Source organism: Reyranella sp. GW821-FHT14A01 (assembly GCF_058803965.1).
Map to the genome: position 1 here is coordinate 275,886 of NZ_JBXAPM010000004.1, position 22,006 is coordinate 297,891.

Below are 22,006 nucleotides of genomic sequence, written 5' to 3' on the forward strand. Positions count from 1 at the left end.
TGATGAATTGATCCGCTTCCGTCTTGGCGGCGCCCCGGCGACATCGTTGGAGCGCAAACGAAACAAACGAAATATACGAATCAAACGAAATGAAATGCCCCGGGGCGCGATTCCCGGGTTTGGGGTGGCTTGGCTATAGCGAGTCACACTGCACCAAGCGCATCGCGATCTTGCCAAGGCCTCACATTCGGGTGTAATCGCCGTGCGAACGATTCGCATTTGAGGGATTGCTTGGCGCCGGCCGATACTTCGCTTGCCATCTATCTGGCGCATCGGGCCGACCTGCTGAAGTACGCCGACAGCATCGTGCGCGACCGCGCCAGCGCTGAGGACCTGGTTCAGGAGGCGTGGCTGCGCTTTTCCTCCGCGACCGCGCACGCGACGCACATCTCCCATCCGACGAGCTATCTCTATTCGATCGTCCGCAACCTCGCGCGCGACTGGCTGCGGCGCTCGTCGACCAACCTGGCCCAGCCCGAAGCGGCGGAGGTGATGGAGGCCGTTCCCAGCGACGCGCCGTCGGCCGAGCAGGTCCTGTATTATCGCGACGAGCTTCGTGCCTTCGACGCCGTCCTGTCGGAATTGCCGGAGCGCACCCAGCGCGCGCTGATCCTGTATCGCTATGAAAAGCGGACCCTGCAGGAGATCGCCGACACGCTGGGCGTCTCGGTGGCGCGGGTTCATACGATGGTGAAGCAGGCCATGCTGTTCTGCGCGCTGCGGATCAAGGGCCCGGAAGCATGACCTCCGCCATTGAAAATCCCGGCGCCGGCACGTCACTGTCCATGCCGCCCGTGCACCTGAAAGAGGAACCGTCATTGACCCTGGACCCGACCGAGGGACAGCCCATCCGAGGCCAGGCCGTCGAGTGGCTGATGCAACTCCAGGAGTCACCCGGTGACATGCGGCTGCGCGCCGGGCTGGACGCGTGGCTGGCCCGGGACGTCCGCCACCAGCAGGCCTACGAAGAGATGGAAGCGCTGTGGGGGCAGGCCGAGCAGGTCGGTGAGCTCAGGGCGAACCGCGGACAGGCCCATGTCAGTCCCATCCGAGGCGCGCGCCGCGCCCGGAGACGCTGGGCGCTGGCCGCTGGCCTTGCGCTCGCAGCTTCGCTGGCCCTGGTCACGGTCCCGAAGGTGCAGCTTTGGCTGGCGGCTGATCACCAGACGGGCGTCGCGGAGTTGCGCGACGTCGTGCTCGACGACGGCAGCCGCGTCGCGCTCGACGCGCAGACGGCGATCTCGGTGGAGTATACGGGCGCGCAACGGACGGTCACGCTGTTGTCGGGGCAGGGATACTTCGACGTGACGCCGTCGCGCGAGCGGCCGTTCGTGGTGAAGGCCGAGAGCGTCTCCGTGAGGGTCACCGGGACCACCTTCAGCGTCGGCCTGTCGGACGCAGGCATAGCCGTTGCCGTCCGGTCGGGATCGGTGAGGGTGAGCGAGCCGGCGAAGGGAACGGTCGCCGATCTCACGCCGGGCCAGCAGGTGAAACTGTCGCGCGCCGGTGCCGTGACGCTGGGCGAAGTCGCGGCCGACGATGTCGCGGCGTGGCGCGAGCGGCGCCTGGTCGTCTACGACGTGCCCATCCGCCAGGTGGTCGAGCAGATCGCGCGTCACACGAAATCGGTCGTCGTCTTCGCCGACAGCTTCATCGCCGAGCAGCCGGTGACGGCGACGGTCGACCTGCAGCGTCCCGACGAGGCGCTGCGAACGGTCGTGGGACTTCGCTACGGCAAGGTGACCGAGATCTCGCCTTACCTCACGGTGATCTCCTCGCGCTGATCGGGCTTTCTCCAGCCCGACTCAATTTTCTTTGCTCCCGCCGTTGAAAATCGGGAGGGGCCTGCGTCCCGTCTTCCGGGCGATCGAGCGCGATGGCCCATGGAGGAACGAACCCGTGATCCCGCCGGCACGGTCTTTGGGGGAAAGAGCGTGGCGACAAGCGTTGCGGTGCGGTCGGGCGGCTGGAAGGCGGCATATCAATTTACGGGCATAACTCTGGGTGTCTGTGGCGCCCTGTTGCTGGCCGGCACCGGATCGGCGCGCGCCCAGAACGCGCAGGAGGCACAGGCCCCGCGCAGCGTTGCCTTCGATATCGCGCCGCAGCCGCTGGCGTCCGCCCTGATGACGTTGGGACGGCAGGCCGGCCTCCAGATCGCCGTCGAACCGTCCGCGGTCGCCGGCCGAACGAGTGCCGCCGTGCGCGGCCCGATGACGGTGGACCAGGCCCTGCAGCAGCTGCTGGCCGGCACCGGCCTCGTGTTCCAGTACACCGGCACCTCGTCCGTCCAGGTCCGCGCCGGTGTGTCCTCGTCCGGCGCGCTCCAGCTCGATCCGGTGCAGGTGCAGGGCAATACCGTGCCGCCGCAGGCCGAGATCGGCACCTTGCCGGCGCCCTTTGCCGGCGGTGACGTCGCGCGCGGCGGGCGGGTCGGCGAACTCGGCAATCGCGACTATATGAACACGCCGTTCAGCACGACGAACTACACCGAGAAGTACATCGAGCGGAACCAGGCCCGCACCCTGATCGATGCCGTCGCCGACGATCCCTCGATCCGGGCCGCGTTCGGGCAAGGCCAGTACAACGACAACCTCCAGATTCGCGGCTTCTTCCTGAACACCGGTATGATGTCCTTCAATGGGCTCTATGGTGTCACGCCGATCTACGCCATGGATCTTGCCGGCATCGAGCGAATCGAGGTTTTCCGCGGGCCGTCGGCAATGCTGAGCGGAATGGCGCCGCAGGGTTCGATTGGTGGAACGATCAACTTCGTGCCGAAGCGCGCGACCGTGGCGCCCATCACCCAATTCACGGCGCGCTATGCCAGCAACGCCCAGTTCGGCGGCAACATCGACTTCGGGCGGCGCTTCGGGCCCGACGACAGCGCCGGCCTGCGCCTCAACGCGGCGTTCATGAGCGGCGATACATCGGTCTCCAACAGCGCCGATACGCTTCTCAACCTGACGGCCGGCTTCGACTTCAAGGGCGAGCGCACGCGCATCGATGCCGACCTGGCCTACAACAATCGCAACATCACCGGCGCCCAGGGCTCCACGGGTCTCGCCGCCGGCCTGCTGCTGCCGGCGGCCCCCAATGCGCAGAACAATTACTACCAGCCGTGGGATTTCTTCGCGACCAACCAGACCTACGGCATGCTGCGCTTCGAGCACGACCTCACGGACGAGATCACGGCCTTCGTGAAAGTCGGTGGCCGCCGGTCGAACGGCGCCTTCCTGAATTACTTCCCCACGATCGTGAACACGTCGGGCGGGACTTCCACGTCCGCGAGCCGCTCGCTCGTGTTCAACGAATCGGTCACCGCCGACATGGGCGTCCGCGCGCGCTTTGCGACTGGCGGACTGAAGCATGAAGCCGTCGTCAACGGATCGCTGCTCACCACATGGTCGGGAACGCGCAGCAACGCGTTTCCGGGCGCGCTGGTCTCCAGCATCTACGCCCCGGTGACCCTGCCGGCGCCGAACCTCTACCCGCTGCCGACCGGCGTGCCGACGACCTCGCAACAGGTCCTGAAGAATGTCGGCATCATCGACGCGATTTCCGCCCTGGACGACAAGATCCAGTTGATCGGCGGCGTGCGTTACCAGGTCGTCCAGGCCTCGAACTGGAACGCGACCACGGGACTGCAGACGGCGGGCTATGACCGGAGCGCGGTGACGCCGTCGGTCAGCGCCATCGTCCGGCCGTGGAAGCAGGTGTCGTTCTACGGCAATTTCATCCAGGCCCTGGAGCAAGGCGTGATCGCGCCGGCCGGACTCGTCAACGCCGGCGAGGTCTTTGCGCCGTTCGTCTCCACGCAGTTCGAAATCGGCGCCAAGCTCGATCTCGGCAACTTCGGCGCCACGCTCGCCGCCTTCCAAGTCACCCGGCCCAGCCCCTACGTGAACGTGGCGACAAACTCGCTCGTGGTCGACGGCCAGCAGCGTAACCAGGGCATCGAATTCACGATGTTCGGCGAGCCCGTGCCCGGGTTCCGGCCGATCGGTGGTTTCTCGATCCTGAACGCGGTCCAGACCAATACGCTGAACGGCACCAACAACGGCAAGTATGCTGTGGGCGTGCCGACCTTCCAGGCCAATCTCGGGCTGGACTGGGAGACGCCCTGGGTGAAGGGCCTCGCCGTCGGCGGGCGCGTTGTCTACACCGGTTCGACCTACTTGGATGCCGCCAACCTGCAGCCGGTGCCTGCTTGGACGCGCGTCGACCTCAGCGCCAGCTACACGTTCGAGCGCCCCGACGGCAAGCCGATCGCGCTGCGCGGCCAGGTGATCAACGTCGGTAACAACAACTACTGGATGGCAGCCTCGGGCCTGACGCAGGGCCAGCCGCGCACGTTCATGCTCTCGCTGACGGCGGACTTCTGAACGACTGCCGGTCGGCGGTGCCTTCGCCCAACTTGCCAAGGTCTCGCTCCCGGGTGTATTCGCCGATGCGAACGATTCGCATTGGTGGGTTCTGGCCTTGGCGCCTTCGGATTCGTCCCTTTCCGTCTATATCGAGCACCGCGCCGAACTGCTGAGCTATGCCAACAGGTTCGTGAAGGATCCTGCGCGGGCGGAGGACGTCGTGCAGGAAGCCTGGCTGCGCTTCTCGGCACGTGACGGGCAGGGCGAGGAGATCGCCCATACGCTGCGCTATCTCTATTCGATCGTTCGCAACCTCGCGATCGACTGGGCGCGGCGCGCCACCCGCGAAGTGGTGGAAGCACCTGACAGCGAGACATGGCGGGGACTCGCGGCTCCGGTACCGTCTGCCGAGGACACGCTGCTGCGGCGCGACGAGCTGCGATCGATCATGGAGGCGATCTCCACACTGCCGGAGCGAACGCAGATGGCCTTTCGCCTGTACAAGCTCGAAGACAAGACTCTGCAGGAGATCGCGAGCACCCTGAACGTATCCGTGTCGCGCGCCCACCAGATGGTGCGAGACGGTATGGTCTGCGCCACGAGGCGCCTGTTCCTCGATGGACACTGAGGCGTGGATTTTTGTGGAACCGCCCTTGAATCGGGGCACCGAGATCGGTCTAGCCAAGGGATGGAAGCTTCGTGACCCTAGCCGCGAACGAACTGGACGAGGCGATCGAGCAGGCGGCGGACTGGGCCCTGCGCCTCGAGGCGGCGCCGTCCGATGCCGCGCTCAAGGCCAGGTTCGAGCAATGGTTCGCGGAGAGGGAAACCCATCGCGTGGCCTACCGGATGGTGCAGTACACGTCGGCCACGCTCGACAAGGCGCCGCGTGCCGCGCCGGTCGAAAGGCCCGTTGCGAGGAAATCCCGTCGCGTCCGGTGGCTCGCTGCCGGCGCGGGACTAGCTGCCGCCATCCTCACCTTCGTGGCCTTCCCGGTTCTGCAGCGGCACATCCTCGCGGATTTCGTGACGGGCACTGCCGAGCTGCGCGAGATCGTGTTGCCTGACGGCAGCGTGGTCCATCTCGACGCGGGCAGTGCCGTTGCCGTTGACTACCAGGCGAGCGCGCGGCGGATCACGCTGCTCTCCGGGCAGGCTTTCTTCGAGGTGGTGCGCGACACCGGGCGGCCCTTCAGGGTTGAGGCCGACAAGGTCGCCGTCACCGTCACGGGCACCGCCTTCGGCGTGAACAGGACGTCGCCCGGCGTCTCCGTTGCCGTTCAGTCGGGAACGGTGGAGGTGGCGCTCGCCGGCAGCGACGCCAAAGCCAGCCTGAGCAGGGGAGAGAGCTGGGCCTACGACGGAGAGACGAAGAGCGTGAGCCGGGGCGAGGTGGCGCCGGCCGCTGTCGCCTCGTGGCGCACGCGCCGCCTGGTCGTCCACGACGCGCCCTTCGGTGAAATCCTCGAGGAGATCGGGCGGCACATGGAGGGCGTGATCGTCGTGCGCGACGGTTCGCTGAACCGGCAGATGGTGTCCGGCGTCTACGACCTTTCCCGCCCGCCCGAAGCCCTCGAGGCACTTGTTGGATCGCAGCGGGGCAAGGTGAGCCAGTTCACGCCTTACCTCACCGTCATTTCAGCCCGCTGATTTTTTTCGCGCGCGCCCTCGAAAACGACACTTCCCCTTCGTCTAGGTCGGGCGCGAACGATCGCCGTCCGCGCGAGCAGCATCCGTGACCCGCCGGCAACGGACTTCCGGGGGAGAGTCATTTGGCGTTCAAGCGATCGGGGACGGGCAGCGTTGCGGTTGCCGTCCTGGCGGCGGGATCATTGCTGGCCGGCGAGGCTGCGGCCCAGGTATCGAGCCAGGCGGCGGATGAGGTGCAGCAGGCGCAGGCCGAGCGCAGCATCCCCTTCAACATTCCCGTGCAATCGCTGGGTCAGGCGCTGACCGCTTTCGGGCAGCAGGCCGGCCTCCAGGTCGGCGTGAGCGCCCCGGCCGTCGCCGGCAAGACCAGCACGGCGGTGAGCGGCACCATGACGGCCGAGCAGGCGCTACGCTTGCTGCTATCGGGCACGGGCGTCGGCTACCGCTTCACATCGCCGACCGTCGTCACGATTTCCGGTGGACCCGATACGAGTGGCGCGCTGCAACTCGATCCCGTGCAGGTGCAGGGCGTCTTCCCGGTGCCGTCGCAGGCGATGATCGACAATATCCCGCCTCCTTACGCGGGTGGGCAGGTGGCTACCGGCGGCCAACTCGGCTTTCTGGGTAACCGCGGTGTGATGGATACGCCGTTCAACCAGACGAACTACACGGCGAAGAAGGCTCAGGACCAGCAGGCCAAGACCGTGCGCGACGTGTTGATCGACGATCCGTCGGTGCGGCCGGGTCGCGCCGACAGCAGTCCGGGAGATGATTTTGTCTATATCCGGGGATTCAGCGTCGACTCCTCGACCTCGACGACCTACGGCGGCCTCTACGGGATGCTGCCGTCCTATTCGATCATGGCCGAGCTGGCCGAGCGGGTCGAAGTGCTGAAGGGGCCCAGTGTCATGCTCAATGGTATGCCACCGGCGACTTCGATCGGCGGCACGATCAATATCGTGCCGAAGCGTGCGCCCGACGAACCGTTGACCCAGCTTACGGCAAACTATGTTTCGGCTGGACAGTTCGGTGGCCATGCGGATATCGCGCGTCGCTTCGGACCGGACAAGCAGTTCGGTGTGCGCTTCAATGGCGTTTTCAGGGCCGGTCAGACCGACGTGAAATGGAACAGCGACCAACGCGCACTTGGCATCCTTGGTCTTGATTTCCGGGGAGAGCGTGTCCGACTCTCGGCGGACCTTGGCTATCAGGATCAGTATATTGGCGGCTTGATTCCTTATTTTGGCCTTGCCAGTGGCGTTCCCCTGCCGTGGGCACCGAACGTTCGCAACAATCCTTCTGGCCAGCCTTGGGGCAATCAGTTTCGAAAGGATCTCTTCGGCATCGTTCGCGGTGAAATCGACCTGACCGAACGCATCACGGCCTATGCCGCCTTTGGCGCCCATGACAATCGACAGGGGGGCCTCTACACGCCCTCCGTTACCATCACGAACTTCAACGGAGCGGCCACCTCCGCCGGTGGGGCCGTTCCAAGCTTCTATCAAAAGATGCTGACCGCCCAGGCGGGGCTGCGAGCCCTGTTTGATACCGGACCTGTCGGCCACGAGCTGGCTTTGAACGCGGCGACCTATACCCAGGAAAACGGCAATGGCGCTGTCACGAGTCCTGGATTCGCCACGAACATCTATAATCCGACGATCATCAATCGGCCCAACGTGCCGACCCCGGCGTCGAATAAGGTCAGCACCAGCAGCCTTTCAAGCTGGGGCCTGGCCGACACCCTGTCGGCCGCCGACAAACGCCTGCAACTCACCGTAGGCGCGCGCCTGCAACAGGTCAGTGCGGTCAATTTCAATGGTACGACGGGCGCGCAGACCTCGAGCTATGATGCGAGCGCGCTCAGCCCGTCGGTGTCGCTGCTCTTCAAGCCCTGGCAGAATATCTCTGTCTACGGCAATTGGATTCAAGGCTTGCAGCAGGGCACCATTGTCGGTCCGCAATTTGCCAATGCCGGCGAAGTCTTTCCGCCTTACAAGTCGACACAGTATGAAGTGGGCATCAAGGCGGATTGGGGTAAGTTCACGACGACCGCCAGCCTCTTCCAGATTTCACAGCCGAGCATTCTAACCAACGTGGCCAGTAACACGCTGGTCCTCGGAGGTGAGCAGCGCAATCAGGGCCTGGAGCTGAATGTCTTCGGCGAACCGATGGAGGGCGTGCGCCTCCTGGGCGGCGCAATGTTTCTCAGCCCCGTCCTGACCAAGACCCAGGGCGGTCTGACGGATGGCTGGATTGCGCCAGGTACGCCTCAGTTCACCTTCAATCTCGCCGGTGAATGGGATCTGCCCTTCATTCCGGGCATGACCCTGAATGGCCGTGTCATCTACACCGGCTCACAATACATCGACACGAGCTGGCCGCGGCGCAGCTTGCCGGAGTGGACGCGGTTCGATCTCGGTGTCCGCTATGCCTTCGAGAATCCAAGTACCAAGGGCAAGCTGCTCGTTGCACGCTTCAATGTCGATAATGTTCTCGATGCCAATTACTGGTCTGGTTCCAGCACCCTCACGCTCTTCCTGGGGGCACCGCGGACATATCGCTTTTCGCTGACTGCGGATTTCTAGAGGAGGCGCGGCGGCTCGTGTCATGAGGCACTCGCCGCCGCCTTGCAAAGCTCGTCGCCGCTCTGTAGAGGAAAATGCGAACTGTTCGCATTTGGGGGCGAAGCCTTTTGGCGCCCGCGGAGTCATCGCTCGCCATCTACATGGCGCACCGTAACGAGCTTCTGAACTACGCCCATCACCTGCTGCGTGACCGGGCAAGTGCGGAGGATCTCGTTCAGGAGGCATGGCTCCGCTTCTCTGCGAGGGTCGGGGAGGCGGGCGATCTCGCGCTCGACTGGCTGCCGCCAATCTCGCGACGGTGACCGCGCAGCGGTCCTGGAGCCTTGATGCGGACAGCCGGATCGTGCCCAATCCCGCTGCTTCTGAGACTCTAGGACAATGAAAGGTCCGGCCATGCGAAAGAACAAGATCAAGGAGATTTGGGCCGCGGGGAAATGCGCGACACTGGGCTGGCTCTCGGTGCCGAACACCTTCACCGCCGAGGTCATGGCACGGCAGGGCTTCGACGCGCTGTGCGTAGACCTGCAGCATGGCCTGTCGGAGATGAAGGACGTGGCGCCGATGCTGCAGGCGATCTCGCAGACCGACACCGTGCCGGTCGTGCGCGTCGCCTGGAACGAACCGGCCGCCATCATGAAGGCGCTGGATCTGGGCGCCTACTGCATCATCGTGCCGCTGGTGAACAATGCCGAGGAAGCCGCCAAGGCGGTCGCCGCCTGCCGCTATCCGCCGGTCGGCATGCGCTCCTCCGGCCCGGTGCGCGCCGTGCACTATGGCGGCGCCGATTACGTCGCCAACGCCAATGACGAGATCGTCGTCATGGCGATGATCGAGACCAAGGAAGGTATCGAGAACCTCGAGGCGATCTGCGCCACGCCGGGCCTCGACGCCGTCTATATCGGTCCCGCCGATCTCTCGTTCGCGCTCGGCCTGACGCCGCGCGGCGACAATCCCGATCCGCTGCACATCGCGACCTGCGACAAGATCCGGGAAACGGCCCACAAGGCCGGCATCAAGTGCGTCATGCACTGCGCCGCGGCGCCGTTCGCAGCCGGTGCGGTGAAGCGCGGCTTCGACATGGTGATGCTGACCGCCGATCTCTCCTGCATGATCGCCGGTGCCCGCCAGCAGCTCGAGGAGCTCAAGGCCAAATCGGCCTGAGGACTGGATGAGGCCAAGATGAGAAAAGCGCGACGGCGGTAACCGGATATCCGCCGCTGTCGCGCTGGCGGGCCATCGGTATCCTGAAACCGCCGCCTCGAAATCAGTCGAGTTCCGCAAGCGCCTGCCGGATCTGCTTCTCGGCCGACGGCCAGCGTCGGATCGCCTGCTCCGGCTTCAGGACCTCGGTCTCCATCCCGGATTTTGCGTAGACGAGTTCGCCGTCTTCATTCACTTGCAGCGTTCCTTCCAGGCCTGAAATCGCGATCGGTTTGGTCACGGGTGCCTCCGGTGTCGTTTGTTCCCGGAAACTACGCAGGCTGGCGCGTTCTGTTGCACCAAGAGAGAGGGAAGAGGTTGCCGGGCAACAATCTTCATAGGCGATGAGTGAAACTCCGAAGGCCGTGAACCATCACCGTGATGGGAACGAAGGATCACGATTCGTTGACTCGCATACCAGCAGTATGAATCGTAACGCTTGGATGCTCACCGTTGTTGGGATACTGGTGGGAACATGACGGATTTGGCAGACGCGACTCGCCTCACTCTTTGCCAGCGTATCCATCGTTTCGTGCTTGTGCTGGAACGCTTCAGGCGCAATCCCAACCGGCGAGAGGCCTATCATGTCCTCTCTGCCATCGAAGCCCTGCGGGAAGGACGATACGAGGCGGGGATGGAGTCCATCCGCGCCGCCGAACATGTCCAACCCATTCCCGACGGCCTCGCCATTCTGCGCGGATTGCATGACGACATGACCGCGACCGAATTGCGCCAGGCCTTGCGCGCCGTCGTACGACCGGCCAACGAGGCAACTCCCGGCGGCGCTCCTGCCGAGGCGGGGCAGGTCACAGGGGCCGGCGAAGCGGGCAAATAACCGCCGGATTCGAAGGGCTAAAATTCTTTGCAACTTTTTGCCACATTTGGCGTTTGTTTTTTGTCGCTCTCCCCGCGATAGCTGCGCGCTCGTAACCCGGCGTGTGGCGCGATTTACTCACCGCCCTTCCCCAAGGGGGCGCCCACACACACCCGTGAGGCAAATCCAGAAAAGGCCCGCTCCCCCGAGCGGGCCTTTTTTGTCGGGTCGCCCCCTGATGATGCAAATTTATCACAACCGGGAAGCAACCGACTTCTGCATGTCCCGTTGCGACGACGGCTCAAGGTTTGCCAGCGTGAGGAGGGCGAGGATGCCGACCGACATCATCCATACAGGCTTGGGATCCGAACTCGCCCTGCTCCGGGCTCTGGCTGACGGCCGGCGGCGACAGTCTTTGGTCGACCGCCTTCTGCGCGAGCGCCGCGAAACTTCTGCGGCTTCCGAGCGCGTCCGTATTCGCCGGCAGGTGGTGAAGAGGCCTCCAGCCAACGCTTCGAGAAGCGAACCTTAACCGCGAGGAGCCGTAGTCGATGGCGCGGATCGCCTGGACCGACCTTGCCCAGTCCCCCAGTACCGCGTTTCTGATCGCGGGCGAACTCACGCCGTGTTTCGCTGGCGGGCGGCGGGAAGACGATCCATTCGATAGCGCACGGCTCAGGTTTGCCGCCAACCTGATGGTGCGCACCTGCAGTCACCTCAAACTCAAGGGCCCCTTTGCCGTTCAGCCTTCGCGCGATGGCAATAGCCTGCTTATCCATTGCGCGGTGGCGGAGCCCGGCGATTTTGAGCGGCTGGCCGAGGTAACGGGCGGCGTCGAGATCGAAGCATCCCTATGGCGCGGTCGCCGCCATTTCCAGCTCGATGAAGCTCGGCACGAAACGCTGCTCGCCGTGGCCGGGCCGCCGGACGGGCGGGGGGCGGGGCGCCGAGCACGTGCCGCCGCTCGCGAGGCGGAGGAACAGTCGCGCTACCGCTGGGGCCAGGACTGAAGGCCTGGCCGTGAAGGACAACACGGCCTTTCTGCTGGAGGCCGACACCACACTGCATCTCTGCGTCGACATGCAGCGTCTCTTTGCCGAAGAGACTGCCTGGCAAGTGCCTTGGCTGCCGCGTGTGCTTCCGGCGGTCGTCGAGATCGCGGAGCGGCATGCCAACCGCACCGTCTTCACCCGCTTCGCGCCACCGGTCACCCCCGGCGCGGCCGGGGGCGCGTGGCGCGCCTACTACCAGCGCTGGCCGCAAATGACACGGGAGGCGCTCGATCCCGGCCTGCTCGAACTGGTCGAGCCGCTGGCTCGCCTGGTCCCGCCGGCCCGCACGATCGACAAGCCGGCCAACTCCGTCTTCAGTCGCACAGGCTTTGCCGCGGCCCTCAAGCGTCGCGGTATTGCGACGCTGGTCGTCACCGGCGGCGAGACGGACGTCTGCGTGCTGGCGACGGTGATGCAGGCGATCGACCTCGGCTTCCGCATCGTGCTGCCGACGGACGCACTGTGCAGCACCAGTGACGGCGCGCACGACGCGCTGGTCAACCTTTTCCAGGCCCGCTTCGCCTCGCAAGTGGAGGCGACGACCACGGAGCAGCTTCTGCGTCGCTGGTGATGCAACCTTCGGTGCAGGGGTGCCGTTCCGGTTGCGCAGCCTGCGACATCATCCCGTCGCTTTCCTACCCCCGAGCTGCTCCCTGTGCCCGTCCCGCTTTGCGTGGACGGGCTTTTCTTTGGGTTCGCCGCCGGACGGCGATCGATGGCCGATCCTGTCATCCTTCTCTTCCCAAGGTCGAAGCATGTGCAGGAGGAAGCCTTGCCAAAAGTTTCATGGGCTGACCTCTCGCAGACTCCGGCGAAGGCACATCTTCTGGTTGTCAACCTCGAAGATTCATTCTTTGGTGGCAAGGTGGCCGACGACCCCTTCGATTCCCACCGTCTTCGCGAGGGCGTCAATCTCATGGCAAGGGTCTGCACCAGGTTGAAGCTGGCCGGGGCGCACGCAGCGACCACTTCCCGCGCGCGGAGCGACAGCCTGGTGCTTTGCCTGTTCGAGAGCCGGATGGATCGCGACGCGGTTGCAGGTCTTGCTGCAGCACGGGCCGCGGTCGAGGATGCCGAAGGATGGGCAAGCCGCCGCGACTTCGCTCTCTGCGCGGCGATCCATGAGCAGCTCGTGGCGATCGGTGGCGAAACGGACAATCGCTATGCCGGCCGCCGTCGGCGCGAACGCGAGCGCGACGCCACGGCGCAGACACTGCGCTGGGGCGACGCCTAGAAGAGGGCCGGATGCAGGCGGGAATGGACCTATACGTGTCGGCAGCCGCCTCGGATCAACCTCGCGCGAAGAATATAGGTCCTCTCCATTGTACGCGCGCAAACCGACCCTTCGGTCGGTTGCGCGTACATCGGGCTTCTCTCCACAAGCGAGGATACGATGCACTCGATGAAGCGTTTTCTGATGGCGCTGGCGACAACTGCCGCCGCCGCATTGCCTTTTGCTTCTGCTGGAGCCGCAACGATCGGCGGCACCTTCCATGCGGTTCAATACGATTACCGGGATTTCTGGACGGCGTCCGACGGCAAGTATTTCCGTGTCGTCCTGGCTGGAAATCCGTTTCCCCCACAGCCGCCCGAACAGGCGGCCGCCGGTCTGCTGCCGGTGATGCAGGCCGCCAAGCCGAGGCCCGCGCTCAGGTTCACGTATGACGCACCGCTCGAGGAGCCGCGTCCCGACTATCGACTGGTCCTGGTGTCCAATGCCGCCAACGATCTGAACGGCGAGAGCGTCTGCAAGGGCACCACACGCTTCCAGCCGGGCCGGGCGGGCGTCGTGAACCTGTTCGCCGTCTATTGTCGCAACGACATGGTGATGTCGATGACGACCGCTTGGACGCCGGCCTCGACGCCAGACGATCCGAATGTGTCGTTGCTTTTCCGCGAGCTGTTCGAGGTCGTCTTCAGCGATTCGCCCGCCCTGCGGCCCAATGTCGGCGGCGGAGGTCGTCGGTAAGAGGACGTTCGCGTTCGACGAGGGGGAGAGACGTTAGGCTGCCTCGCCCTCTTTTTGCGGGCGACGAACAACCGACACGATCTCCCCCGAAGAACGCGCCGGCTCCAGCTGTTCGATCGCGGCGCGTGCATCCAGAAATCCCGACCGCCACCTCCGCTCGGCGGTCGCATGCGAGAAATCGAAGGGCATTTCGGCACCCGCTTCCCCGGCGACCGGCTGGTAGCTGAGGTAGAGGACCGAGGGATGAACTGTCGACAGCCGCTTCCACAGGCGGCGATACAAATCCAGACGGGCGAAAGTCTGGTTGCCGAATACCAGTGCATTCTTCCGGGCCAGAGCCGATTCGAGTCCGGTCGGCCGCTGGCCCTGCCGATCGAACAGATCCAGCACCAGCACCGTCGCCTCCGTGCCCTCGACCTCGTCGAGGATCGGTTCGACCGGCGCGTTGGCGATCAGGCCACCGTCTCCCAGCAATCGGCCTGCGATTTCGACGGGTGCGAATTCGGGCAGGAAGCCGCAGCTTGCCAGCAGGTGCTCGATTCCGATGCGGTCGCCCTTGCCGGTGTCGAAATAGACGGCGTCACCCGTCTCGATGTCGGTCGCGCAAACCGTAAAGCGGAGATCGCCGCCATTCAGCCGACCGAAGTCCACGTGCGCGCGAAGAAACGAGACGGTGGGATCCAGACTGTAGAAGCTGGCAAAGGGTAGGAGAGGCACGCTGGTATGCAAGTGCCGCGGCGATCCGAACAGGGGGGCCTGGAGCACGCTCAGCCAGTTGGCCGAGTGCCGAAGAGCCGTGAAAGGCAGGGGGAAGAGTTGCGGATTCCACGCCGTGCCCTTCAGCCAGTATCCCTCAAGCGTACTCAGCCGACTGTCCGGCGATGATCCGGCGATCAGCGCACCGTTGACGGCTCCGACCGAACTGCCTGCGATCCAGGTGATCCGAAGCGCGGGATCATCCTGCAACGCTTCCCAGGCGCCGGCCTGATACGAGCCGAGGGAAACGCCACCGGACAGGACGAGCGCGACATGTTGATCCATCATGTCACGCCAACGGTGCACTGCAGCATGAGTTGCGGCCACACGGCGTCGCAGAGGACGTCGCGAGCATGACGCTTTCGAGAATATGCCGAAAGCAGGGCAACCGGCCCCATCGAAGGCCGTTGGCAGCGCTCTTCACGCATAACCGAATGGAACCAACCCATGGCCAAGAAGCCCGTACCGCCGCCGATGGCTCCTTCTTCTCCCCGCACGGCAGGGCAGGACACGCCCCTCGACAAGGAAAACGCCGCGCGTCAGGAAACGGCCAAGACGAGCGATCTTCGGCCCGATACGGCGCCGCCGGGCAACGTGCTGACGACCAACCAGGGCGTCGGTGTCAGCGACGATCAGAATTCCCTGAAGGCCGGGGTGCGCGGGCCGACGCTGCTTGAAGACATACTGATGCGCGAGAAGATCACGCATTTCGACCACGAGCGTATCCCCGAGCGCGTGGTGCATGCGCGCGGCGCGGCGGCGCACGGCGTGTTCCAGGTCTATGAAGATCTGTCCGAGCTCTCGTGTGCGCAGGTCTTCCGGGATCCCAAGGTCCAGACGCCGGTCTTCGTGCGCTTTTCGACGGTGGCGGGCTCGCGTGGCTCGGCCGACACGCCGCGTGACGTGCGTGGCTTCGCGGTCAAGTTCTACACACAGGAGGGTGTTTGGGATCTGGTCGGCAACAACATGCCGGTCTTCTTCATCCAGGACGCCAACAAGTTCCCCGACCTGATCCATGCGGTGAAGCCGGAGCCTCACAACGAGATCCCGCAGGCCGCGTCGGCCCACGACACCTTCTGGGATTTCGTGTCGCTGACGCCGGAAAGCGCCCACATGCTGATGTGGGCGATGAGCGACCGGGCGCTGCCACGCACCTTTGCCACCATGGAGGGGTTCGGCGTCCACACCTTCCGCCTGGTCGATGCCGAGGGCGGCTGGCGCTTCGTGAAGTTCCACTGGAAGCCGCTGAAGGGCGTCTGCTCCATGGTGTGGGACGAGTCCCACCTCCTGACGGGGCGCGACCCGGACTTCCAGCGCCGCGACCTCTTCGAATCGATCGAGCGCGGCGACTTCCCGGAATGGGAGCTGGGCCTGCAGATCGTCGAACCGGCGGACGAGCACAAGTTCGACTTCGACTTGCTCGATCCGACCAAGATCATACCCGAGGAACTGGTACCGGTCCGCAAGGTCGGCAAGCTCACGCTCAATCGCAACCCAGACAATTTCTTCGCCGAGACCGAGCAGGTGGCTTTCCACACCGGCCATGTCGTGCCGGGTATCGATTTCACGAACGACCCGCTGCTGCAGGGCCGGCTCTTCTCCTACATCGACACCCAGCTGCGTCGCGTGGGGCCGAACTTTCACGAGTTGCCGATCAACCGCTCGCTGCGGCCGGTCGACAACAACCAGCGCGACGGGTTCGGCCGCCACACCATCAACCCGGGCAAGGTCGCCTATTTCCCCAACAGCCTGGGCGGCGGCTGCCCGATGCATTCGCCGGCCGCCGCGGCGGCCTTCCGCTCGGTCGCGGTCCAGGAGTCGGGCGCCAAGCTCCGCCAGCGCAGCGACAGCTTCAGCGATCATTTCAGCCAGGCGACCCAGTTCTGGAACAGCATGAGCGACTGGGAGAAGGACCATATCGCGGCGGCCTTTTCCTTCGAGTTGAACATGGTCGTCGATCAGGGCGTGCGGAACCGCGTGATGAACGAGTTGCTGTGCAACATCTCTCCGCAGCTCGCCGACATGGTTTCGGGCCAGACCGGCATCGACGTGGCACCGGCCGGGACGCCGCAGGCGCCGACCCCGTCCGCGCCGACGCCCTCCGGGCCGCTCAATCCCAAGGCCGCGGACCTTCGCTCCCCCGCGCTTTCAATGGACAAGGCACCGCCGATGGTGCGGGGCCGCAAGATCGCGGTGCTGGTCGGTGACGGCGTGGATTCCGCCGCGATCAAGTCGATGGCGGGTTCGATCGCGAAGGCGGGGCAACTGGCGGAACTGATCGGTCCGACCGCCGGTGCCGTGATCGATGCCGCCGGCAAGCCGCTGCCGGTGAACCGCGCCGCGCCCAACGCGCCGTCGGTGATCTACGACGCCGTCCTGGTGCCGCCCGGCGTGGCCGAGGGATTGATGGCCATGCCGATCGCTCAGCGCTTCATCGATGAGGCCTTCCGCCACGGCAAGCCGATAGCGGCGGCCGAGGACGCGCGCGCGCTGCTCGATCGGTTGGGCGTCACCGACGCGGAAGGGGTCGTGGTCGGCGACGACAGGCTGGTCGCCCTGCTGCTGGACAATCTCGCTCAGCATCGCTTCCCAAGGCGCGTGTCGAACCTCGCTCCTAATTGATCGCAACGTCCGGGGGATCAACCCGTTTCGCGAACAATCCAATTCCACAGGAGGTTTTATGGCTACGAACGAAAATGCAGTCGCTTTGCTCAAGGCCGACCATCGCAAGGTCGAGGAGCTGTTCGAGTCCTTCGAGAAGGCCCGGTCGGAGGACCGTAAAGTTGCCCTCGTGAAGGAGATCTGCACCGAGCTGATGGTGCATTCGACCATCGAGGAGGAGATCTTCTATCCGGCCTGCAAGGGCAAGATCGAGGACGAGGACCTGCTCGACGAAGCCTATGTCGAGCATGACGGCGCCAAGGTGCTGATCGCGGAGCTGCTGCAGGGCTCGGTGTCGCACGAGTTCTACGACGCCAAGGTCAAGGTCCTGTCCGAACTGATCAAGCATCATGTCAAGGAAGAGGAGATGCGGTCCGAGGGCCTCTTCGCTGAGGCACGCGATGCCGGCGTGGACCTCGACGATCTGGGTGAACGGCTGAAGGTCCGCAAGGCGCAGCTTCTCGCCAAGTTCAAGGAGGCGGGCCTGCCGCCGCCGCAGACCCGCTCCTTCACGGGCCACAAGCTGGCCCAGAGCGAACCGGTACAGTCGGCTTAGGCTGTGGATGGGCGGCTGGCTTCCTTCGGCCCGCCGCCTTTTATCCGACGGCAGGAAATTACGGACCTCTCCTGCAGGTTGTGCTTGAGACGGGGCGCGCCTGCTGCCAGATTCCAGGGATGGGAAAGCGTTCGGTTACCATCGATGGTCACCGCACCAGCATCTCGCTGGAGGACGCCTTCTGGACTGAGCTGACGGCCATTGCGCGAGCCCGCGGCCTGTCGCTCAACGCCCTGGTTACGGAACTCGACCGGGCCCGCGCCGATGAGGGCAACAATCTGTCGAGTGCATTGCGAGTGTTTGTCCTCAAGCACCTCATCGAGCAGAAGAGCGAAACCTCCAGCATCTCCAAGCCTTTCGTCTTCTAGCCGGCATTGCCTGCTTTGGGCATGATGCGAATTGGGCGAAGTCGGGGGCGGGGATTGCAGCTTATCAACACTATTGCAGGAACAGTGCATGGCCGTTTGGCGCGGGGACCCCAGTGGCTCGCCTTCGGCTATGTGTCGGCAGTGTCCTGGGTCAGCCGCACCCTCCTGCCGGTGCCGCTGCAACGCCGGGTCCGCAACGCAGTCTGCAGCTACGGCCATGAATGGCCCGACATGGACTTCGCGCCACGCCGGGTGCGGTTGGGCAAGCGCACCGAGGTCGCGCTGGTCCCGCACTGGAACGAGTTCGACCAGGAGGCTCTGTTCCTGAACGTGCTCGAATACGAGACGCCGGTTTTTCGCTGGCTGGAGGACAATGTCGCGGCGAACTACGACCTGATTCTCGAGATCGGCGCCAATGCCGGTCTCTACACGGTATTCTTCGACGCGCTGCTGAAGAACAGTCCGGCGCCCGCAGGCAGGAAGCGGCGTGTCGTATCGTTCGAGCCGGCCCCGGAGGCCTATCGCCGGCTGGTCGCCAACGTCGCCGCCAACAAGGCGCACCATGTAGTGCCGTACCAAGCGGCGATCGGCGAGACCTCGGGCCTGCAGGCTTTCTATGAGCCGATCGGACATCTCACCAACGGATCGCTTCTGCGCGAGTTCTCGGCGATTTTCACCGACAAGGTCGAGGAGACCGTCGCCGTCGTTCTCGCGGCCCCCGAACTGGCGCGCTGGCTGGCGGCGGCCGACCGGGCGCTGATCAAGATCGACGTCGAGGGATTCGAGCCGGAACTGCTGACGGCGTTGGCTCCCCTCCTGGAGCGCTATTGCCCCGATCTGCTGATCGAAGTCCTGCCGTTCACGCTCGACGCTTTGAATGCCAATCCGGTGCTGGCTATCTATGACAAGCACCTGATGCTGCCGGATGGTCTCGAGAAATCCGATAGCTTCCACGCATCGAAGCAGCACCGCGACTGGCTGCTGCGCCGCGGAGGGTAGGCGGCTCGCGTTCGCTCTCGAACTGCAACCATTACGGCGCGGCCCGTTAAGGCGGCGGCTGAAATGCTCAGCTTCATTCGAGAGGAACGACCATGATGAAGATTCTTGCCGTTGCTGCCGTTGCTGCCGTTGCTGCAATGGTCGCGGGTGCCCCGGCGTTCGCCGCCACCGACGCGGAATGCACGGACATGTGGAAGAAGGCCGACGCCAACGGCGACGGTTCCGTCTCTGGCGGTGAGGCCGTCCGCTACCTGTCGTTCATGCGCATCGGCGGCATGACCGTCGCCACCGAAGGCACCATCACGCAGGCCGAGTTCATGAATGCCTGCCGGTCCGACGCCTACAAGGCCAAGCAGGCCGATGCAGGAGCGCCGCTGAAGGGCTCGAACTCCTTCACCGAAGGCCAGGCCAAGGATCGCATCGTCGCCCAGGGTCTCGACAACGTGACCGGCCTCGCCAAGGACGGCGATGGCATCTGGCGCGGCACCGCGCAGCAGGCCGGCAAGCCGGTTCAGGTTGCCGTCGACTACAAGGGTAACGTCGTTACGGCCAACCAGTAACTCCCGAACAAGAAGGAACAATCCCATGAAGACCGTTAGCCGAGCTTATGACACTTACGCCCAGGCCCGTGCGGCCGTTGACGCCGTGGAGCGGGCGGGCATCCCCAGCAGCGACGTCAGTATCGTTGCCAACAAGTATGTCAGCGCCGAATACGCCGACGTCGACGACGTGAGCAAGACAGCCGTCGGCGCGGGCATGGGCGGCGCGGTGGGTGCCGGTGCAGGCCTTCTCGCCGGCCTCGGCATGCTGGCCATTCCGGGCCTCGGCCCCGTCGTCGCGGCGGGCTGGCTCGCTTCGACTGCGGCGGTGGCTGCGGGCGGTGCGGCCGCCGGCGGCATCGTGGGCGCATTGGCCGATGCCGGCACCGACCGCGACCACGCCGAAGTCTATTCGGAGGCCGTGCGGCGCGGCGGCACCCTCGTCACCGCGCGCGTGCCCGATGCCGATGCCGCTCGCATCGAATCGATCCTCGCCACGTCGAGCCCGATCGACCCGGTCGCCCGCGGCGCCGAATATCGCGCCGCCGGCTGGAAGAGCTTCGATCCCAAGGCGCCGCCGTACCGGCCGAGCCAGGCGGAGATTGATCGCATGCGCGCGAACTGGCCCGGCTAAAGGGCTATCGTTGAAAACGAGAAAGGGCCCGCATCGTCGGGCCCTTTTTCATGCGGGCATCGGGGAGCGCTTATCGGTCGTGGCATTTTTGCCACTCGGCCCTTCCGGTCACGCAACAATCACTAGCATCCGGAGTTGACTCTTCGAATGAATGACAGAGGGCGAAATGGAAACGCAAAGGACGCTTCTCGCGGATCTCGCGCACTACTTCCTTGACCCGGCGGATCCCCAGGAACAGCTCGACGCGCTACGGCGCGACAAGGCCGATGCTCGGGCCAGGATCCGCACCGTGCTCGATCGGCTGGCGGAAAAGTACCAGGTGCCGAGTGCCGAAGTTGACGAGGTGATGGACGGCGTGAGTGTCGCCGTCGGAAACCTGACCTATGAAGTCGAGAACGAGTATCTCGAAGAGCTCGACATTACCGAAGCAGCCTAAGGCTGGCCCAACTCACGGACGTCCACCAAGGCGCCCGTCACCGCTGCGGCGGCGGCCATCGCCGGTGAGACGAGGTGGGTACGGCCTTCCGGTCCCTGGCGGCCTTCGAAATTTCGGTTCGACGTGCTGGCGCAGCGTTGTCCCGGAAGCAGGCGGTCGTCGTTCATGGCGAGGCACATCGAGCAGCCGGGTTCGCGCCATTCGAATCCCGCCTCTATGAGCAGGCGGTCGAGACCTTCCTCTTCCGCCTGTCGTTTCACCAGTCCTGAGCCCGGCACCACTAGGGCACGGACGCCCGGCGCGACCTTGCGGCCGCGTGCCACGGCGGCCGCGGCACGGAGATCTTCCACGCGGCCGTTGGTGCAGGAGCCGATGAACACGACGTCGACCGCGAGGCCGGCGAGCCTCTGTCCCGGCACCAATCCCATGTAATCGAGCATGCGACGGTGCTGCGCGCGGCGTTGGGCGTCCGGCTCGTCTTCGGGATCGGGGACGCAGCCGGTGATCGGCACCACCGCCTCTGGATTGGTGCCCCAGGTCACCATCGGCGCAATCCGCGACGCCTCGATCTTGACAACCCTGTCCCAGGATGCGCCCGGATCGGAGGGCAAGGTACGCCACCGGTCGATGGCGCGGTCGAGCGCTTTGCCCGCAGGTGCGCGCTCGCGGCCGCTCACATAGGCGAAGGTCGTCTCGTCCGGCGCGATCAGCCCGGCGCGGGCGCCCATCTCGACCGCCATGTTGCTCACGGTCATGCGGCCGGCCATGTCGAGCCCGGCGATGGTGTCGCCGCAGAATTCGATCGTATGGCCGTTGCCGCCCGAGGCGCCAACCTCTCCGACGATGGCGAGGGCCAGGTCCTTGGCCGAGATGCCGAAGGGCAGGCCGCCCGTCGCCTCGACCTTCATGTTGCGCGCCTTCTCCTGCACCAGCGTCTGTGTCGCCAGCACCTGTTCGACCTCGGACGCGCCGACACCGAAAGCCAGCGCGCCCAGCGCTCCGTGCGTCGAGGCATGCGAATCGCCGCTGACGATCGTCTGGCCGGGCAGCGAGAAGCCGAGCTCCGGGCCGATCACATGGACGATGCCCTGGCGCGCGTCGAGCAAGGGGATGTAAGGCACGCCGAACGCGGCGACGTTCGCCTCGAGTGCCGCGACCTGCGCCCGCGATCTGGGCTCCGCGATGCCGCTGCGGCGGTCTTCCGTCGGAACGTTGTGATCGACGACCGCGAGGGTCGCAGCGGGCCGCCGCACGGGCCGCCCGGCGCGGCGCAGCCCGTCGAACGCCTGCGGGCTGTGCACCTCGTCGATCAGGTGCCGGTCGACATAGAGCACGCAGGTCCGCCCACCGAGCCGCTCGACGACATGCGCGTCCCAGATCTTGTCGTAGAGAGTGCGTGGATGCAGGACCGTCATGGGCC

At 65.1% G+C, this 22,006-nt stretch carries 23 protein-coding genes; 20 read left to right on the forward strand and 3 right to left on the reverse strand.

The window, feature by feature from the left end; translation table 11 throughout:
• Window positions 1-231: 231 nt before the first annotated feature.
• The 8 genes from AC1ROX_RS10195 to AC1ROX_RS10230 all read left to right on the forward strand — a co-directional run bounded on the left by AC1ROX_RS10195 (window position 232) and on the right by AC1ROX_RS10230 (window position 9,763).
• Window positions 232-744, forward strand: a complete 513-nt coding sequence (locus AC1ROX_RS10195) for an RNA polymerase sigma factor (RefSeq protein WP_493125014.1) — start codon at window positions 232-234, stop codon at window positions 742-744.
• On the forward strand, window positions 741-1,784 hold the full coding sequence (locus tag AC1ROX_RS10200; RefSeq protein ID WP_493125016.1) for a FecR family protein: 1,044 nt from the start codon (window positions 741-743) through the stop codon (window positions 1,782-1,784). The genes AC1ROX_RS10195 and AC1ROX_RS10200 overlap by 4 nt, the downstream gene beginning before the upstream one ends.
• Window positions 1,785-1,934: 150 nt before the next feature.
• Entirely contained in the window at window positions 1,935-4,385 is a 2,451-nt protein-coding gene (locus AC1ROX_RS10205; RefSeq protein WP_493125018.1) for a TonB-dependent siderophore receptor, read from the forward strand.
• A 97-nt stretch (window positions 4,386-4,482) separates the two neighbouring features.
• Window positions 4,483-4,995: a sigma-70 family RNA polymerase sigma factor gene (locus AC1ROX_RS10210; RefSeq protein ID WP_493125020.1), complete on the forward strand. Its 513-nt coding sequence runs from the start codon at window positions 4,483-4,485 to the stop codon at window positions 4,993-4,995.
• Window positions 4,996-5,066: 71 nt separating this feature from the next.
• Window positions 5,067-6,017, forward strand: a complete 951-nt coding sequence (locus tag AC1ROX_RS10215; RefSeq protein WP_493125022.1) for a FecR family protein — start codon at window positions 5,067-5,069, stop codon at window positions 6,015-6,017.
• Between the two features lie 122 nt (window positions 6,018-6,139).
• A complete protein-coding gene (locus tag AC1ROX_RS10220) occupies window positions 6,140-8,602 on the forward strand; it encodes a TonB-dependent siderophore receptor (RefSeq protein ID WP_493125024.1) in 2,463 nt (820 codons plus the stop codon).
• A 140-nt stretch (window positions 8,603-8,742) separates the two neighbouring features.
• A complete protein-coding gene (locus AC1ROX_RS10225; protein WP_493125026.1) occupies window positions 8,743-8,904 on the forward strand; it encodes a sigma factor in 162 nt (53 codons plus the stop codon).
• 91 nt (window positions 8,905-8,995) lie between these two features.
• Entirely contained in the window at window positions 8,996-9,763 is a 768-nt protein-coding gene (locus tag AC1ROX_RS10230) for an HpcH/HpaI aldolase family protein (protein WP_493125028.1), read from the forward strand.
• Between the two features lie 103 nt (window positions 9,764-9,866).
• Here the strand turns inward: AC1ROX_RS10230 and AC1ROX_RS10235 are convergent, their stop codons facing one another.
• Window positions 9,867-10,043 (reverse strand): hypothetical protein, encoded by a 177-nt coding sequence (locus AC1ROX_RS10235; protein ID WP_493125030.1) that lies wholly within the window; start codon window positions 10,041-10,043, stop codon window positions 9,867-9,869.
• A 234-nt stretch (window positions 10,044-10,277) separates the two neighbouring features.
• Here AC1ROX_RS10235 and AC1ROX_RS10240 point away from each other — a divergent pair, with 234 nt between their 5' ends.
• From AC1ROX_RS10240 to AC1ROX_RS10260, 5 genes are all read left to right on the forward strand, one after another.
• On the forward strand, window positions 10,278-10,637 hold the full coding sequence (locus AC1ROX_RS10240; RefSeq protein ID WP_493125032.1) for a hypothetical protein: 360 nt from the start codon (window positions 10,278-10,280) through the stop codon (window positions 10,635-10,637).
• Window positions 10,638-11,167: 530 nt separating this feature from the next.
• Entirely contained in the window at window positions 11,168-11,626 is a 459-nt protein-coding gene (locus tag AC1ROX_RS10245) for a hypothetical protein (protein WP_493125034.1), read from the forward strand.
• Window positions 11,627-11,636: 10 nt separating this feature from the next.
• The gene (locus AC1ROX_RS10250) at window positions 11,637-12,239 is read left to right on the forward strand and encodes a cysteine hydrolase family protein (RefSeq protein WP_493125036.1); all 603 of its coding nucleotides are present in this window, start codon (window positions 11,637-11,639) and stop codon (window positions 12,237-12,239) included.
• Window positions 12,240-12,383: 144 nt separating this feature from the next.
• Window positions 12,384-12,902, forward strand: coding sequence for a hypothetical protein (locus tag AC1ROX_RS10255; protein ID WP_493125037.1), 519 nt, complete (start codon window positions 12,384-12,386; stop codon window positions 12,900-12,902).
• A gap of 168 nt (window positions 12,903-13,070) precedes the next feature.
• Window positions 13,071-13,637 (forward strand): hypothetical protein, encoded by a 567-nt coding sequence (locus tag AC1ROX_RS10260; RefSeq protein WP_493125039.1) that lies wholly within the window; start codon window positions 13,071-13,073, stop codon window positions 13,635-13,637.
• A gap of 33 nt (window positions 13,638-13,670) precedes the next feature.
• On the opposite strand, the gene AC1ROX_RS10265 is transcribed toward AC1ROX_RS10260, so the two are convergent.
• A complete protein-coding gene (locus tag AC1ROX_RS10265) occupies window positions 13,671-14,681 on the reverse strand; it encodes a patatin-like phospholipase family protein (protein ID WP_493125041.1) in 1,011 nt (336 codons plus the stop codon).
• Window positions 14,682-14,840: 159 nt separating this feature from the next.
• Between AC1ROX_RS10265 and AC1ROX_RS10270 the strand changes: the two genes are divergently transcribed.
• From AC1ROX_RS10270 to AC1ROX_RS10300, 7 genes are all read left to right on the forward strand, one after another.
• Window positions 14,841-17,015: a catalase gene (locus tag AC1ROX_RS10270; RefSeq protein ID WP_493125043.1), complete on the forward strand. Its 2,175-nt coding sequence runs from the start codon at window positions 14,841-14,843 to the stop codon at window positions 17,013-17,015.
• Between the two features lie 58 nt (window positions 17,016-17,073).
• Entirely contained in the window at window positions 17,074-17,610 is a 537-nt protein-coding gene (locus AC1ROX_RS10275) for a hemerythrin domain-containing protein (RefSeq protein ID WP_493125044.1), read from the forward strand.
• A 119-nt stretch (window positions 17,611-17,729) separates the two neighbouring features.
• Window positions 17,730-17,978, forward strand: a complete 249-nt coding sequence (locus AC1ROX_RS10280) for a ribbon-helix-helix domain-containing protein (RefSeq protein WP_493125046.1) — start codon at window positions 17,730-17,732, stop codon at window positions 17,976-17,978.
• A 96-nt stretch (window positions 17,979-18,074) separates the two neighbouring features.
• Entirely contained in the window at window positions 18,075-18,977 is a 903-nt protein-coding gene (locus AC1ROX_RS10285; RefSeq protein ID WP_493125048.1) for an FkbM family methyltransferase, read from the forward strand.
• Between the two features lie 92 nt (window positions 18,978-19,069).
• Window positions 19,070-19,537 (forward strand): hypothetical protein, encoded by a 468-nt coding sequence (locus AC1ROX_RS10290; protein ID WP_493125049.1) that lies wholly within the window; start codon window positions 19,070-19,072, stop codon window positions 19,535-19,537.
• A 25-nt stretch (window positions 19,538-19,562) separates the two neighbouring features.
• Entirely contained in the window at window positions 19,563-20,150 is a 588-nt protein-coding gene (locus AC1ROX_RS10295; protein ID WP_493125051.1) for a hypothetical protein, read from the forward strand.
• Window positions 20,151-20,316: 166 nt separating this feature from the next.
• Window positions 20,317-20,586: a hypothetical protein gene (locus tag AC1ROX_RS10300; RefSeq protein ID WP_493125053.1), complete on the forward strand. Its 270-nt coding sequence runs from the start codon at window positions 20,317-20,319 to the stop codon at window positions 20,584-20,586.
• On the opposite strand, the gene leuC is transcribed toward AC1ROX_RS10300, so the two are convergent.
• Window positions 20,583-22,001 carry a 3-isopropylmalate dehydratase large subunit gene (leuC, locus tag AC1ROX_RS10305; protein WP_493125055.1) on the reverse strand — a complete coding sequence of 473 codons (1,419 nt, stop codon included), beginning with the start codon at window positions 21,999-22,001 and terminating at the stop codon, window positions 20,583-20,585. The genes AC1ROX_RS10300 and leuC overlap by 4 nt on opposite strands.
• Between the last annotated feature and the right edge of the window lie 5 nt (window positions 22,002-22,006).

Excerpts from the sequence above, each read along its gene's own strand:
- AC1ROX_RS10200 (WP_493125016.1), top strand. The coding sequence starts at position 741 with ATGACCTCCGCCATTGAAAATCCCGGCGCCGGCACGTCACTGTCCATG.
- AC1ROX_RS10225 (WP_493125026.1), top strand. The coding sequence starts at position 8,743 with ATGGCGCACCGTAACGAGCTTCTGAACTACGCCCATCACCTGCTGCGT.
- AC1ROX_RS10230 (WP_493125028.1), top strand. The coding sequence starts at position 8,996 with ATGCGAAAGAACAAGATCAAGGAGATTTGGGCCGCGGGGAAATGCGCG.
- AC1ROX_RS10240 (WP_493125032.1), top strand. The coding sequence starts at position 10,278 with ATGACGGATTTGGCAGACGCGACTCGCCTCACTCTTTGCCAGCGTATC.
- AC1ROX_RS10245 (WP_493125034.1), top strand. The coding sequence starts at position 11,168 with ATGGCGCGGATCGCCTGGACCGACCTTGCCCAGTCCCCCAGTACCGCG.
- AC1ROX_RS10255 (WP_493125037.1), top strand. The coding sequence starts at position 12,384 with ATGGCCGATCCTGTCATCCTTCTCTTCCCAAGGTCGAAGCATGTGCAG.
- AC1ROX_RS10260 (WP_493125039.1), top strand. The coding sequence starts at position 13,071 with ATGAAGCGTTTTCTGATGGCGCTGGCGACAACTGCCGCCGCCGCATTG.
- AC1ROX_RS10265 (WP_493125041.1), bottom strand. The coding sequence starts at position 14,681 with ATGATGGATCAACATGTCGCGCTCGTCCTGTCCGGTGGCGTTTCCCTC.
- AC1ROX_RS10270 (WP_493125043.1), top strand. The coding sequence starts at position 14,841 with ATGGCCAAGAAGCCCGTACCGCCGCCGATGGCTCCTTCTTCTCCCCGC.
- AC1ROX_RS10275 (WP_493125044.1), top strand. The coding sequence starts at position 17,074 with ATGGCTACGAACGAAAATGCAGTCGCTTTGCTCAAGGCCGACCATCGC.
- AC1ROX_RS10280 (WP_493125046.1), top strand. The coding sequence starts at position 17,730 with ATGGGAAAGCGTTCGGTTACCATCGATGGTCACCGCACCAGCATCTCG.
- AC1ROX_RS10290 (WP_493125049.1), top strand. The coding sequence starts at position 19,070 with ATGATGAAGATTCTTGCCGTTGCTGCCGTTGCTGCCGTTGCTGCAATG.
- AC1ROX_RS10295 (WP_493125051.1), top strand. The coding sequence starts at position 19,563 with ATGAAGACCGTTAGCCGAGCTTATGACACTTACGCCCAGGCCCGTGCG.
- AC1ROX_RS10300 (WP_493125053.1), top strand. The coding sequence starts at position 20,317 with ATGGAAACGCAAAGGACGCTTCTCGCGGATCTCGCGCACTACTTCCTT.
- leuC (WP_493125055.1), bottom strand. The coding sequence starts at position 22,001 with ATGACGGTCCTGCATCCACGCACTCTCTACGACAAGATCTGGGACGCG.